Below are 13,960 nucleotides of genomic sequence, written 5' to 3'. Positions count from 1 at the left end.
TTATTCTGAAAGCAAGCTGGGAGAAGTTAGCACAAAAACATCTCTACTTCCTTGAGCATCAATCTGTGGTTTGATCGGAGTGGTAAAGTGGAAAAAATCACGATCGTTGACTAATAATAGTTCTCCCGGATTTAGAACTTTGCTAAACACGGGCTTTTGTTTTTTGTCAGTATATAGATGTGTTTCTCCACCTTGAATATTATCTCTATCTACTGAAAATATACCGATAAAATCAGTACCATCTTGATGGATACCTTCAGGTGCTGGATTACCCAAATTATCCGCCGAACAAATAGTTCTAATTTGATGAACTCCAATTTCAGCTTCAGGATGAAGTTTACAAGAATCACTGAATGCTAAGACAAGATTCTTAAAAATATCAAGTTCTATAAGTGCATCTTCTAATTCTGCAAACTCTCTTTTTATGTCACCTACTAATGGATTATACTCTTTACTTTGAAAGAGGTAGCCATGAGGTAATTTGATTAATTGATTTCCATAAACTGTAAACCGAGATAATCTTCTGGAACGATAAGTGCCTTTGATATAAGGGTCAATAGGCATATTACTAAAAAATGCCTTAAAACCTTCTGGATTGATAGAATTTACCTTTCTGAGAGTAAACAGAAAAGCATATTCTAATTCCGTTGCTGTCCACACTTTTTGCATAGGATTTACCTCCTTGCACGTTGAAATTCTCCCAGATTTTTATGGGAGGCTTGTAATACTTAGTATATGCTACTTTTTATTACTATGTTGTCAATTTGACTACAAAAATTGACAATCCATGATATGTAAAGTTACTCAAATGCTGTCGCAGGGCGGAGTAGCTGCTGAAAAGATTTGCAGATATGGGTTTGGTGGGTAAAGAATCGACGTATATTTACAAACAGCAACAAGGTTCCATAATGATAGATTGGCTTTACAAATACCCACCTTTGTATCCCGGTATTTTACTCAAGCGTTACAAGCGGTTTTTTGCTGACGTTCAACTGACTTCTGGCGAAATAGTGACAGCACACTGTCCCAACACAGGGCCAATGATTGGAGTATCGACACCTTTAAGTGCAGTACAGCTTTCCCAAAGCGATAATCTTAACCGCAAATTGGCTTACACTCTAGAACTAATTCAGGTACATGACAATCAGCCGACTTGGGTAGGCATAAATACTTTTTTGCCCAATCGGGTGGTAAAGCTAGCTTTGGCGAAACATCTTTTTCCAGAATTGGGCGACTACAGCCAAATCAAGGGCGAGGTGGTTTATGGGCTAGATAAAAAAAGTCGAGTGGATTTTTTCTTGACGGGAAGTGATGAGGAACGCCCGATTTATTTAGAAGTGAAAAATACAACTTTGTCTGAGGGGAGATTAGCTTTATTTCCTGACACGGAGACTACAAGAGGACAAAAACACTTGCGAGAACTGATGGCACTGTTACCTTTGACTCGTGCGGTGATGCTTTACTTTATCAATCGCGGTGATTGTATCGAGTTCTCCCCTGGCGATCGCACAGATCCTATATATGGTAAATTATTGCGGGATGCGATCGCTCTCGGTTTAGAAGTTTTACCTTGTCGTTTTGAAATTTCCCCCGAAGGTATTCGTTATTTGGGTTTAGCAAAACTAAAAATTTGATTACATTTAATTAAGAGAGACTAGCAATTGCAAAGTTTCTACACGCATAAAGCAATAAATCCATCTAGACAGCATCTAGATGGATTTGTTGGTAGTTGATGTTTACTAAAAAATATTCAACCAGACTGTCATGAAGAAATGACTATAGGTAGTCGTCACCCCAAAAATAGCATTCGCTATTCTGACGTTGGGTTATGCAGGAATCAAAACTGTGTCAATGACGTGGATGACACCGTTATCAGCAGCAACATCTGCTGTTGCAACTGTTGCATCATTGATCTTAACGCCATTAGAAGCGTCAATTTTTACATCTGAACCTTCAACTGTTTTAGCTGTTTTTAGCTTAACTACATCAGCAGCTAGTACCTTGCCTGAAACAACATGATACGTCAAGATTTTCTTGAGCTTTGGAATATCTTGAAGTAATGCGTCTACTGTACCTGCTGGAAGCTTATTAAATGCTTCATCGGTGGGTGCAAAAACGGTAAATGGCCCATCACCTTGAAGTGTATCTACCAAACCCGCTGCTTGGATTGCTGCAACTAGTGTGTTGAAAGAACCATTGTTAGTGGCAGTGTCAATTATGTTGGCCATGTGTTTTATCTAGTTCTGTGTAACTTGTTACAAATCTAAACTATTTACTTAATAAAATCTATCTATCATTAGACGTATGTCAAATCATTTTTGTTATTGATATTATAAAAATTTACATATATTTTTCTACAAGTAAAGAATTATACGTATATCGTCCAGGTGGATAAGTTATGGGCACTGCTGAATGCCATTAAGATTCAGAGCCATCAACTATTGGAGGAATAGTTGTCACTGCTGGTTTATTAGGAATATGGCTGAAGAAAAAGAAAGCAATTAGCTAGAAAGAACAGTCCTTTTTTTACCTTTTGGAAAAGAACAGATGGTAAATCCCTCAAACTACTGTGCAGTAGTTATGAGGGATTTGGTCATCTTCCACTAAAACGGCGATCGCTCTAATATATCGATCTAATTCTCGATAATTTAGAGTCGCTGCTTGTGTTTTACACCGATCGCTACTATTGCTATTAATTTGCAATTATTCTTAGAACTTTAAAGCAACTTAGCTAAGATAGCAAGTAATTTTAATTAAAAACTATTATTGTCTTTTTCTCACCAAAACATTCCAAAAATATATCAAAAGATAGATGACACGGTTTAAACAAAGTTAAACAACTTAGTTTTTGCTATGCCAATAGCTTAACAAGATTTATATATTTAGTCAGATTTATAAAATTCAGAAGTTTTGATAAATGCTTGCTCAGGTGTAGGCTTTATGATAATGTCTCCTAATAGCACTAGAATTAGATGCAAATCAGTCGCAGATAGCTTTTGAGAATTTCTAGAACTAGTGTTAAGCATTATCGATAATATACAATCGCTCGTCTATTCGGCATCTGTGGGATTAATGCTACTTCAAAAGCATTATTTCCACGCTAGTAGTATGGAATTTTTATCAACTTATGGTGGCATAAACAAAGGCGCTGAGATGCCACTGTGATACGTTCATGTTCTTTATGTATGTTGCTAGTGAGTATGGATTTAATGTCTGTTTGTTACGAAATATAGGCGAAAGTCACTAAATTTTTCTAGTCAAATTAATTTAATCGAATCATCATGTTGAATATTGGAATTTATTTGTGGCAATTCGATCGGTCAATACTGAAAAGAAAATTTTCTAGATTTTTAGCTTTTATCCTCAGTGCCATTTTAGTTGTAGTTTTGGCAAATAACAGTTTTGCGACTGCACCCAAAACTACAGAGATATTATGGGATACTTACGGCATACCGCATATATATGGTAAAGATGCTCCAAGCGCTTTCTCTGCATTTGGTTGGGCACAAATGCAGAGTCACGCTAACTTGCTGTTGCGCCTCTATGGTCAAGCTAGGGGAAAAGCAGCCGAATACTGGGGAGAAGAGTATTTAGAATCTGATAAATGGGTACTGACGATGGGAGTATCCGATCGTGCTAATTCTTGGTATCAGGCGCAAAGTCCAGCTTTCCGTAGTTATATAAATGCCTTTGCCAGTGGGATAAATACTTATGCCAAAGCCCATCCTGATTTAATTGACGAGCAAGTAAAAATAGTATTACCTGTAAAACCAGAAGATGTGTTGGCGCATTTGCAAAGAGTGCTGAATTTTACTTTTGTCGTCAACCAAGAACAGGTAGCAGGTATTACTCATACTCAATCGGAAGCTGGTTCTAACGGTTGGGCGATCGCACCTAAACATTCTGCCAGTGGCAAGGCGATGTTGCTGGCAAATCCCCACTTGTTCTGGTCGGATTTATTTGTCTGGTACGAAGCCCAAATTACTGCCCCAGGAATGAATGCTTCTGGAGCAGCGCTGGTGGGAATTCCAGTTTTAGCGATCGCTTTTAACGATTATTTGGGTTGGACTCATACCGTCAATACTCATGATGGTTGGGATGTATATAAGTTGAAATTAGCTGATGATGGTTATCTTTTTGATGGCAAAGTCCGTCCTTTTACAACATCAAAGTTTTTGTTAAAAGTTAAGCAAAAAAATGGCTCGTTAGTCGAACAACCATTATTAATCAAAAGTTCCGCCCACGGTGCAGTCGTTCAAGAAAAAGATGGGTTTGCTGTGGCACTGCGGGTTGTCGGTACAGACCGTCCCGGTGTGTTGGAACAGTGGTGGGATATGGCGCGTTCCCAAAACTTAACCCAATTTCAAAAGGTATTGAAACGCTTGCAACTACCGATGTTTACCGTCATGTATGCAGACCGAGCCGGACATATCATGCACTTATTCAACGGTCTGGTGCCGATTCGTCAACAGGGAGACTTTCGATACTGGGAAGGTTTAATTCCTGGCGACACATCGAAAACTTTGTGGACAAAAATGCACCCATACAAAGATTTACCGCGTGTAATTGACCCGCCTAGCGGTTGGTTGCAAAATGCTAATGATGCACCTTGGACAACGACTTTCCCCGCTGTCATCAAAGCAGATGATTACCCTGCTTATATGGCTCCACGAGGAGAGATGTCTTTCCGGGCACAAAGTTCTGCAAAAATACTGGCTGAAGATCCAAAAATTTCTTTTGCGGAAATGATTAAGTATAAACATTCCACCAAAATGGAACTTGCAGAACGCATCCTCGATGATTTAATTCCCGCAACTCAAAAATATGGCGATGAATTAGCCCGTCGTGCTGCTGATATTTTAGCTGCTTGGAATCGCAATGCTGATGCTGATAGTCGAGGCGCGGTATTGTTTTCTTTTTGGTGGCAAGAAATGGATAAAAACCAAACCTTCAGTATTCCTTGGAGTGAGAACTCACCGCGCACCACACCCGATGGTTTAAAAAACCCAGAAAGTGCAACGAAAGCGCTACAAATAGCAGCAACAAAAGTCGAAAAAGCTTATGGAAAGCTAGATGTTGGTTGGGGTGAAGTTTTCCGAGTGCGTAGCGGAAACTTAGATTTACCTGCCAATGGTGGCGATGGGGATCTAGGAATATTCCGCGTCCTCAATTTTGCTCCAGCTAACGATGAACGCTTTCAAGCTGTCGCTGGTGATAGTTATGTTGCAACCATTGAGTTTTCACAACCAGTAAAAGCAATGGCTCTCATCAGCTACGGTAATGCTACTCAACCCGGTTCGCCCCACATTACTGACCAACTACCACTGTTTACTCGCAAACAATTGCGTTCTGTTTGGCGAACTCGGAAAGAAGTACTAGTACATTTGGAGGAACGCAAAACTTTTTGAGAACTGCGCTAACCATGAGTTATGCATCAAAAGCCTGCCTGTACAGTTTGAAGATTGTTCTTTTGATAACGCTTGTTAGTATTTCTTTACCAGCGTTGTCAGAAAACAAACAACTGAATAATGATGAACTACAAATTCTTCAGACTGAGATTAGCGATCGCATCAAATGGCGAATTCTGATTATGTTAATGCTAAATACAAACGCACGCGATCGCTTTTGGTAATATTGGTGGGTGCAGCAATGTCTACTTTGGTGCAATTATGCAGGGTGTGACTCGTAATCCATTGGCCGATCCTGGTATTTTGGGGGTGAATGCAGGTGCAGTTTTTGCTGTAATAATTAGTATTGTTCTATATTGGCAAGGTAATTAGTTATGATTCTCATAGTACTTGCACCCTACGCGCCAGTTGCTCATGCCATGACCGCGCTGGCTCCTTTTAATCCCCTATCTACCTGCGGTAAGGGAAAGCAAAGCGCTGATTTAGTGGGGTGGGGTTCTTTGGGTTTAATTAAGTCATCAAGTAGATATGATATTACATACTTACAAAATTATCAAAGATTCTCTTAAGTTTAATTATGTCAATGTCATTATCGAGCGATAATTTACATTACCAACTGTCAGCAAAGAATTTGACTTTGGGTTATGATAATATAACTATTATTAAGGATTTAGATTTAAATATACCACCAGGAAAAATAACTGCTTTAGTTGGGGCAAATGGTTCTGGAAAATCCACTTTATTACGAGGTTTAGCAAGATTATTAAAACCTCGCGTTGGTACAATTTATTTAGATGCAACAGATTTATTTAAGCTATCAACAAAAGATGTTGCTAAAAAATTAGGAATTCTTACCCAAGGACCCGTTCCACCAGAAGGATTAACCGTTCGAGATTTGGTAGCTTGTGGAAGGTTTCCTTATCAAAATTGGTTGCAGCAGTGGACAAAAGAAGATGGAAAATTAGTAGAACTAGCGTTAGAAATTACTGGAATTAAATATTTGGCAGAACGCGAGTTAGATACTCTTTCTGGTGGACAGCGACAACGTGCTTGGATTGCAATGGCATTAGCTCAAGATACAGATATTTTATTGTTAGATGAACCAACTACTTTTTTAGATTTGGCGCACCAAATAGAAGTTTTAGATTTATTGTATGATTTGAACCAAAATCAGCAACGAACGATTGTCATGGTGTTACACGATTTGAATCACGCCTGTCGTTATGCTGATTATTTAGTAGCGGTGAAAGAAGGTCAAATTTTTGCTGTTGGCGAACCTAATTTGGTGATTACTGAGAAGATGGTAAGGGAAGTGTTTGGATTGGAATGTCGGGTTATCCCAGACCCGGTTTCCGGTACACCGATGTGTATACCAGTGGGAAGAAAGGGGAGAACATAGAAACAAATTAAAACCTTACACAGCAGAATACAGTTTAGTTAAGCATTTCTTCTTTCTTGTCTTGCAGAGTAGGGAATAAGTTTTGTAATTAGCAGCGATCGCAAAACATCTCGCAGATATGCAATGCTCTCTTCTGAAATTAAATTGCTGTATTTATTGCAGATATCTAATACAGTGGAGAGCGATCGCCTTTGATGTAGATTGTGATATCTCCAGAGATGATAACGGTTTTCAAGTAATTGAACTACGCCACTCCCTACTCCCCGTCTCATTTATGGTCTAAAATCATTTTCTTGTAATCAACCCTCTAGATTGCTCCACTAGGCGAATAAACTCACCCCGATAACCCTCCTGGTCTTCCCCCTTCCCTTGGGTTGCCAATTTCATCACCAAATCATAATTAGCATCTCCCTTATACTCAGAGTCACGCAGCACCATCCCAAAGGTCGCTACCGCAGCAGCAAATTTCAGGTTTGTGGAGGGGTCAGTTCTCAAATCATCATCTTGGATGGTTTGGGTAATTAGTTGACTGGTGCTGTCCTGGGGCGACTTGTAGCGCAGTTTCACCTGCATCAACTCATTACCAGCAGCATCCGAGACAGTTTCACCAGAACGCTGATACCGCAAAGGATCTATCTCTGGCAGTTTCACATCGCTTTTCGTGCCAGTGGGAATTATTTCATAAAGCGCTGTCACACAATGACCAGCCCCAATATCCCCTGCATCTTTCTTGTCGTCATTGAAATCCTGGTTTTGCAACAGGCGATTTTCGTAACCAATCAAGCGATATGCTTGAACTTTCGCCGGATTAAATTCCACCTGAATTTTTACATCCTTGGCAATAGTAAATAGAGTTCCCCTAAGATCGTTAACTAAAACCTTTTTGGCTTCCAATAGGGTATCAATATAAGCGTAGTTGCCGTTACCCTTATCAGCCAGTTGCTCCATTTTTCCATCCTTATAATTGCCGGTGCCAAATCCCAACACCGTCAGGAAAATTCCCTGCTCTCGCTTTTGTTCAATTAATCGTGTCAGGTCGCCATCGCTGGAAACCCCGACGTTAAAATCTCCATCGGTAGCTAAAATGACTCTGTTATTACCAGACTTGAGGAAGCTTTCTTTGGCTATCTTGTAAGCTAATTCAATACCCTGACCGCCAGCAGTGGAGCCTCCAGCCTTTAAGCGGTCAATCGCCGCCAGAATTGTTGATTTTTGACTACCAGCAGTAGCCGGTAACACCAATCCAGCATTCCCCGCATAGACTACTAAACTTACCCGATCTTCAGGACGCAGTTGATTCACCAACAATTTGAGCGACTGTTGCACTAAGGGTAATTTATTCGGGTCATCCATAGAACCGGAGACATCAATCAGAAATACTAAGTTACTCGGTGGTAAGGTTTTGCTTTCTAGGCGTTTACCTTGCAAACCCACCTGTACCAGCTTATGTTGAGGATTCCAGGGAGCAGCAGCAACTTCAGTGGTGACGGAAAAAGGGCGATCGCCTTTTGGTTGGGGATAATTGTAGGTAAAATAATTGATTAATTCCTCAATTCGCACTGCATCCTTGGGTGGTAATTCCCCTTGAGTAATAAATCGTCGCACGTTGCTGTAAGATGCTGTATCTACATCAATGGAAAAGGTGGAAAGGGGATCGTTACCAACGCGATGAAAGGGATTATCTTCAATCCGGTTATAGTTTTCTGTATTGAATCTGCTACCTATTTGAGGTTCCGGGGCAACCCTTCCAATACTGTCACGAGTTTGGAGTTTAGGCATATTCGCACGGTTAGCAACTCGATCCTGCACAGATGAGCCAGACGGAATACTAAGGGGTAGGGCTGTGGGTAAGGGTTGAGTCTTTTGGTTAGACTCAGTTTGAATACGTTCTCTGGTAGGCTGATTCAAAGTGATGGGACTAGGAGCTTCCAATTCCTCTATTGGACTTTTTAGGGTTGCTAACTCCGGTGCAAATTCTGACTGCAAGCGTTGCAGAATTTTCATATCTGCTGGGGTAATTATCTTGGGATCGGTCGCTATTAGCTCATTGCTCCGATTCACACAGGCATTCAAGACTGTAGCAAATTCAGTTCGGGTTACAGGAAGAGTGCCAAAATTTTGGACGGGAACGATACAACTATACTGTTTTACCAATGTCTGGAGTGCTTGGTAGTCAGGGTGATTGGGGAGAATGGAAGTTTTTGGAGTAGAACTGGCAGGATTTTGATTGGCTGGAACTGCAACCGTAGCAGACTGGCGTAAAACGGCAATTCCTATTGAGGGTATCAATAAAAACAATATTACAATACTGACTCGCTGCCACATTTTGGATGGAATCGGGTAAGACACGGCTAAATCCTCACACTAAATTTTTTCTGTCACATTTGACTATTTACCCAGAATAGTCCTGAGCAGCTTGGGATTTGATAAGCGTTTCAGTTTTGGTAACTGTAATTTATACAACACTAACCATTCCCATCTAGCATTAGGGAATATCACAGTGTTTGTTGGTATAGTCGCTTAACTTCAGATATAGCAGGAGGCAGGAGGCAGGAGGCAGGAGGCAGGAGGTAGAACTATTATTATTCCTAGCATTCACGCTTGTTATTATGTCCTAACCTATGTGACTACGGCTTATACTCATTTGTGACAAAGTTGGCGTGAAGTTTGATGAATGCAAAAATAGTTTGAATAGAAAACTAAGGTTAAAGAGGTAGATAGTAAGGAGTTTTTCCACTATCTACCTTTTTGAGAATATAGAAATGAGCAAAATTTTCAACAGAATTACGGAATTGCGATCGCATCGCTTGAAGTCATAATCATCAGAACACAAACTGACTGCGTTCACTGAATTTTTTGCTTGCTCAACTCCAAGCAAGAAATTTTAAAACAGCCAAATAATTAAAGCTATTAAGGAGATAAATGAACATGAGCGAGAATAATAATTCACAACCCAAAACAAAAAAACAACCTCCTAATACTATAGGAAAACCACCTAAGACTGAATTTATTAACTCCGATCAACAGCCCACAAGATCAGAATTATCAGATAAATAATTTTTTTACCCCAATATTTTATTTATAGCTCAATACGCTTGGCTTAAGGGTTATTGGTGTAGATAATTAGTTTTTTGAGACGCGATAAATCGCGTCTCTACATGAAGGTTTTGTTGCTCATCCTGAACTGTATTAATTTATCACTATAAAACGAATTCTAGTGTAGGAGACAATAAAAAACTAGAAGTCTGACAAAAATATTCACTTGCTGCTAGATTTTGGGAACCATTGGTTCCTATTTTTTTCATCTCTAATCCCATTTCTGATTGATTTATTGCTTTGATAAGGGTAGGCAAATGGTAAAACAAGTTCTACCTGAGTGCGACTCAAATGAAAGCATACCGTGATGGCGATTTTCTACAATTCGGCGAACGGTTTCTAAACCAAGTCCTGAACCATGTCCTACTGATTTGGTGGTGAAGAAAGGTTCAAAAATACGGGTTTTAATTTCAGGTGGAATTCCACTGCCAGAATCGATGATGTCAATATGGGCATAGCGATCGCAATGATGTGTTGTAATTTCTAGCAATCCTTTACCATCCATTGCATCAATGGCGTTGTCAATTAAGTTCGTCCACACTTGATTTAGTTCGCTGCCAAAGGCAAGGATTTTTGGAAGACTTCGATCGTAATTGCGTTGCACTTGGACACCGCACTTGAGTTTATGAGCAAACAATCGCAAGGTATCTTCCAAGCCTTGATGTATATCTACTTCTTGCTGAATACCTCGATCGAGGTAAGAATAAGACTTCATCGCTTGCACAAGTTCGGAAATCCTCTCAGATCCTCGCAAACCATGTTTAATCATTGACATGACTTCAAAAGAAAGCGCTAGCCAGTGCAATCCCATTTCTCGCAATTCTGTGTCGTCGTTGCGCCAACGTTCCATGAGTTGCTCTAGGGTTTCAACTTCAACACCACCTTCTGCTAAAGGCTCTGCCAATTTCCAGGCTTGGTTTACACCATAGTCTTCTAACCATTCCAGCAATATATCTTCGCGATCGCTTAGTGTCACCGGATCTAGGCGATTGTTCAAAATCGCATCATAGCCTAGATCGCGTACTCTCAACCAGTGTTGAGTATGGGCTTCGTCAACATTGCGTTGCCCATAAACTAAGTTCATTCGTTGTAACTCTAGGATGGCGGCTGGCATTTCTTTTAAAGTCCGAACCAAGGCTGCGGCTGGGTTGTTGAGTTCATGAGCAAGACCGGCAGCAAGTGTCCCTAAAGCTGCCATCTTTTCCCGCCCACGAATGAAAGACTCTAGCCCCCGGACACGACGTTGCATAATTCGGAAGACCATCCGCTCAAAATCACGACATTCATGCAGCAGTTTGCGGAAGTCTTCTCCCTTCATTTCATAGATGTGGCAATTTGAAAATGCCCGCATTGTCACAGGTGCAGGTTCATCTGTGAGTACTGGAATTTCACCAAAAAAGGATGGGGCTTCGTGTTGCCCGATGGGAATTTCCACTCCTTCACTGCGGCGGGTGATGTTGATTTTACCTTTGACTAAGATAAATAAGCGACATACAGGGTCTCCCTCATAGGACAACACATCTCCGGGGGAAAGTTCAACTGTTTGAGCGCGATCGCAAACCCACTGCAATCGCTCTTTGGGAAGTTGTTGAAATGGGTCTAAGTTGATTAATTCCTCAACACATAACATCGATTAACCTCCTTGAGGGGGCAGGGGGCAGGGGGCAGGGGGCAGGGGGCAGGGGGCAGAGGAGCAGGGGGCAGGGAGCAGGGGAGCAGGGAGCAGGGGGCAGGGGGCAGGGGGCAGGGGGCAGAGGAGCAGGGGGCAGCAGGGATAAGAAAGTAGGGTTATATAGGTGGGTTTCTCTATGGAGAATTTTGGCTTAAATAGTTGAAGAAGGCTTTGTATTTGTATCAGTTTATCAGAATGCGCAAAAAACCCGATCCGTTTATAAGGTGGGGATGGATAGTGGTTCGATCGCTCAAAATTTATTAAACCCAGCAGAACGACGATAAAGTAACCAGATAAACACGGGTGAACCCAGCAAGGCAGTGACGGAACCTACTGGTAGTTCTACTGCTCCTAGTCTAGAGAGTAAATCTGCAAAAGTGAGTAACCATGCACCTGCAAGGGCGGAAAGTGGTAAAACAAAGCGATGATCTGTACCAACAATCAGGCGGACACCGTGAGGGATAACAAGACCGACAAATCCAACTAAGCCACTGATGCTGACTGCACCTGCGGCTAATAGAGTGGCGACACCACCAATTAACAAGCGCGATCGCGTCAACGAAAGCCCTAAACTCACAGCTAAATCATCTCCCAAAGCCAGGATGTTTAGCGATCGCGCCAGCAAGCATCCCCCAATCAATGCAACGATGATATAAGGGCCAGTTGTAGCAATTTCTTGCCAACCCCGTCCATTAAGACTACCAACCAGGAAACTGAGCGCAACTTGAATTTGCCCATCTTCAGCTAAAAGCAGCAATGTACTTTGTACAGCACCAAATAAAGAACTGACCGCTACTCCGCCTAAAATCAACCGCTCAACAGAAATTCCCGACCCCGAACGACCGAGTAAAATAACGATCGCGGCAGTTAAAATTGCTCCTATCCATGCTGCAAAAGGAATTGCGATCGGGAATATATGGCACACAATCATCAGAATTACAAGTAGTCCCGCACCCGCTGAAATGCCCAAAATAAATGGATCGGCGAGACTATTACGTAACATTCCTTGCAGCAGTGCCCCTGACATTCCCAAAGCTGCGCCGACAATAATCGCAGCAGTAATGCGCGGAAGACGTAAATCCCAGAGAATTGTCTGTTTAACCGGATCGCCTTTGTGGAGTATAGCTTGCCAAAATTCCGACATATTTAAAGGTACTGCTCCTTGAGAAAGCGACAGTGCTAGCGTTACCACCAGTGCTGTACCAAAAAGTAAAACAGCCCAAAATACGCGGTGTTCAGTAAAAATTTTCTGAAATGGTCTAGTCAAATTTATGATATGTATTTTTTTTAAATATAATCTGTCCCAAACAAAGCTGCATTTAAAGATAGCTTCTCGATGAGAGAGCAGGAATCTAAAAATTTGACCCTCAGAAGCTCAATATTGACCCTCAGAAGGTGAAAGTTGACCTTCAGAAGTTCAATGTTGACCTTCAGAAGGTGGAAGTTGACCTTCAGAAGCCCAATGTTGACCCTCAGAAGGTAAAAGTTGACCTTCAGAAGCTCAATGTTGACCCTCAGAAGGTGAAAGTTGACCTTCAGAAGCTCAATGTTGACCTTCAGAAGCTCAATTTGTAAGTTTTAACCCTACTTTCTTATCCCTGCTGCCCCCTGCCTCCCGCTCCCCTAAGTTAGTTCCAGTCCACCTTGATAGCCAGTGACAATGCGTCCACCATCCTTGAGGATGTGGATTTCGATCTGGTCGCTAGCCCAAGTAATCTGGTCTTGGAAAGCGGGGTTTAACACCCGAACCCGTTGATTGCTAGAAGAAACTGGAGAATTGGGAGAATTAATTGCCAGAGATTGTACAAAAGGCCCGTCAATCAGGATATCGAGTTGTTCTAACAATGCTTGGGAACCTGGCGGCGCAGATTGGGACTGTAGCTGCTTAAGAGTGAACCCGGAAAAAGACATTACATTTAAACCAGCAGCTTTTACCTTCCGGGCTAAAGATGCCAGTGCCGTTGCTTGCCAAAAGGGTTCTCCACCAGAGAATGTTACACCCGTGTTGCGAGGATTGCTGAGAATATTCTCGGCAATGGCATCAACAGCAATCAATTGGTTAGCCTCAAAAGACCAGGAGTTAATATTAAAGCAGCCAGGACACTCACGCAGACAACCTTGTACCCAGACGACTGCACGACAACCAGGGCCATTAACTTCTGACTGATCGACGTAACCCATAATATTGAGATAGCCTGGGGGAATTTCTATGAGTGCTAGCGATGGGTCAGTTGGCTTAATTTCCATCTCTTTAACTCCTTTTAGCCGTTAACTGTTAAATATAGCGAATCTCCAGTTAGATAACTGTGACAATAGTTATATAACTGGAGATTTAAACCTCGTCTACGTTGAAACCCGTAGTTTTTCCTCATCTTCTTCAAGATG

Annotated in this window: 15 protein-coding genes and 1 pseudogene; 8 read left to right on the top strand and 8 right to left on the bottom strand. The window is 41.5% G+C overall.

Going from position 1 to position 13,960, the window contains the following annotated elements:
- Positions 1-669: a 2OG-Fe dioxygenase family protein gene (locus tag RM049_RS34305; protein WP_322673080.1), complete on the bottom strand. Its 669-nt coding sequence runs from the start codon at positions 667-669 to the stop codon at positions 1-3.
- 239 nt (positions 670-908) lie between these two features.
- On the opposite strand from RM049_RS34305, the gene sfsA reads away from it, so the two are divergent.
- Entirely contained in the window at positions 909-1,634 is a 726-nt protein-coding gene (sfsA, locus tag RM049_RS34300; protein ID WP_322707376.1) for a DNA/RNA nuclease SfsA, read from the top strand.
- Between the two features lie 192 nt (positions 1,635-1,826).
- Here sfsA and RM049_RS34295 read toward each other — a convergent pair whose 3' ends face one another.
- Positions 1,827-2,228, bottom strand: a complete 402-nt coding sequence (locus tag RM049_RS34295) for a fasciclin domain-containing protein (RefSeq protein ID WP_322673082.1) — start codon at positions 2,226-2,228, stop codon at positions 1,827-1,829.
- 203 nt (positions 2,229-2,431) lie between these two features.
- On the opposite strand from RM049_RS34295, the pseudogene RM049_RS39485 reads away from it, so the two are divergent.
- A pseudogene (locus RM049_RS39485) lies at positions 2,432-2,509 on the top strand (hypothetical protein); the annotation flags it as partial.
- 50 nt (positions 2,510-2,559) lie between these two features.
- Here RM049_RS39485 and RM049_RS34290 read toward each other — a convergent pair.
- A complete protein-coding gene (locus RM049_RS34290; RefSeq protein WP_322673083.1) occupies positions 2,560-2,703 on the bottom strand; it encodes a hypothetical protein in 144 nt (47 codons plus the stop codon).
- 578 nt (positions 2,704-3,281) lie between these two features.
- Between RM049_RS34290 and RM049_RS34285 the strand changes: the two genes are divergently transcribed.
- From RM049_RS34285 to RM049_RS34270, 5 genes are read left to right on the top strand one after another with little or no spacing between them, the layout of a single operon-like run.
- Positions 3,282-5,408: an acylase gene (locus RM049_RS34285; RefSeq protein ID WP_322707375.1), complete on the top strand. Its 2,127-nt coding sequence runs from the start codon at positions 3,282-3,284 to the stop codon at positions 5,406-5,408.
- Positions 5,409-5,422: 14 nt separating this feature from the next.
- A complete protein-coding gene (locus RM049_RS34280; protein WP_322707374.1) occupies positions 5,423-5,632 on the top strand; it encodes a hypothetical protein in 210 nt (69 codons plus the stop codon).
- A gap of 37 nt (positions 5,633-5,669) precedes the next feature.
- On the top strand, positions 5,670-5,780 hold the full coding sequence (locus RM049_RS39480) for an iron chelate uptake ABC transporter family permease subunit (protein WP_322673086.1): 111 nt from the start codon (positions 5,670-5,672) through the stop codon (positions 5,778-5,780).
- Between the two features lie 2 nt (positions 5,781-5,782).
- Positions 5,783-5,977: a hypothetical protein gene (locus RM049_RS34275; protein ID WP_322707372.1), complete on the top strand. Its 195-nt coding sequence runs from the start codon at positions 5,783-5,785 to the stop codon at positions 5,975-5,977.
- Between the two features lie 14 nt (positions 5,978-5,991).
- Entirely contained in the window at positions 5,992-6,807 is an 816-nt protein-coding gene (locus tag RM049_RS34270) for an ABC transporter ATP-binding protein (protein WP_322707371.1), read from the top strand.
- Between the two features lie 38 nt (positions 6,808-6,845).
- Here RM049_RS34270 and RM049_RS34265 read toward each other — a convergent pair whose 3' ends face one another.
- The 4 genes from RM049_RS34265 to RM049_RS34250 all read right to left on the bottom strand — a co-directional run bounded on the left by RM049_RS34265 (position 6,846) and on the right by RM049_RS34250 (position 12,842).
- Entirely contained in the window at positions 6,846-7,079 is a 234-nt protein-coding gene (locus RM049_RS34265; protein ID WP_322682713.1) for a hypothetical protein, read from the bottom strand.
- A 13-nt stretch (positions 7,080-7,092) separates the two neighbouring features.
- Positions 7,093-9,156 (bottom strand): vWA domain-containing protein, encoded by a 2,064-nt coding sequence (locus RM049_RS34260; RefSeq protein WP_322707370.1) that lies wholly within the window; start codon positions 9,154-9,156, stop codon positions 7,093-7,095.
- 979 nt (positions 9,157-10,135) lie between these two features.
- The gene (locus RM049_RS34255) at positions 10,136-11,533 is read right to left on the bottom strand and encodes an ATP-binding protein (RefSeq protein WP_322707369.1); all 1,398 of its coding nucleotides are present in this window, start codon (positions 11,531-11,533) and stop codon (positions 10,136-10,138) included.
- Positions 11,534-11,825: 292 nt separating this feature from the next.
- Entirely contained in the window at positions 11,826-12,842 is a 1,017-nt protein-coding gene (locus RM049_RS34250; RefSeq protein WP_322707368.1) for an iron ABC transporter permease, read from the bottom strand.
- Positions 12,843-12,970: 128 nt separating this feature from the next.
- Here RM049_RS34250 and RM049_RS34245 point away from each other — a divergent pair, with 128 nt between their 5' ends.
- The gene (locus RM049_RS34245) at positions 12,971-13,150 is read left to right on the top strand and encodes a hypothetical protein (RefSeq protein ID WP_322707367.1); all 180 of its coding nucleotides are present in this window, start codon (positions 12,971-12,973) and stop codon (positions 13,148-13,150) included.
- Positions 13,151-13,198: 48 nt separating this feature from the next.
- On the opposite strand, the gene RM049_RS34240 is transcribed toward RM049_RS34245, so the two are convergent.
- Complete coding sequence (locus RM049_RS34240) at positions 13,199-13,822, bottom strand: 4Fe-4S single cluster domain-containing protein (protein ID WP_322707366.1); 624 nt, start codon at positions 13,820-13,822, stop codon at positions 13,199-13,201.
- Between the last annotated feature and the right edge of the window lie 138 nt (positions 13,823-13,960).

It is taken from the genome of Nostoc sp. DedQUE04 (assembly GCF_034530995.1).
Lineage (GTDB): Bacteria > Cyanobacteriota > Cyanobacteriia > Cyanobacteriales > Nostocaceae > Nostoc.
This window is presented reverse-complemented; position numbering and strand designations above follow the sequence as displayed.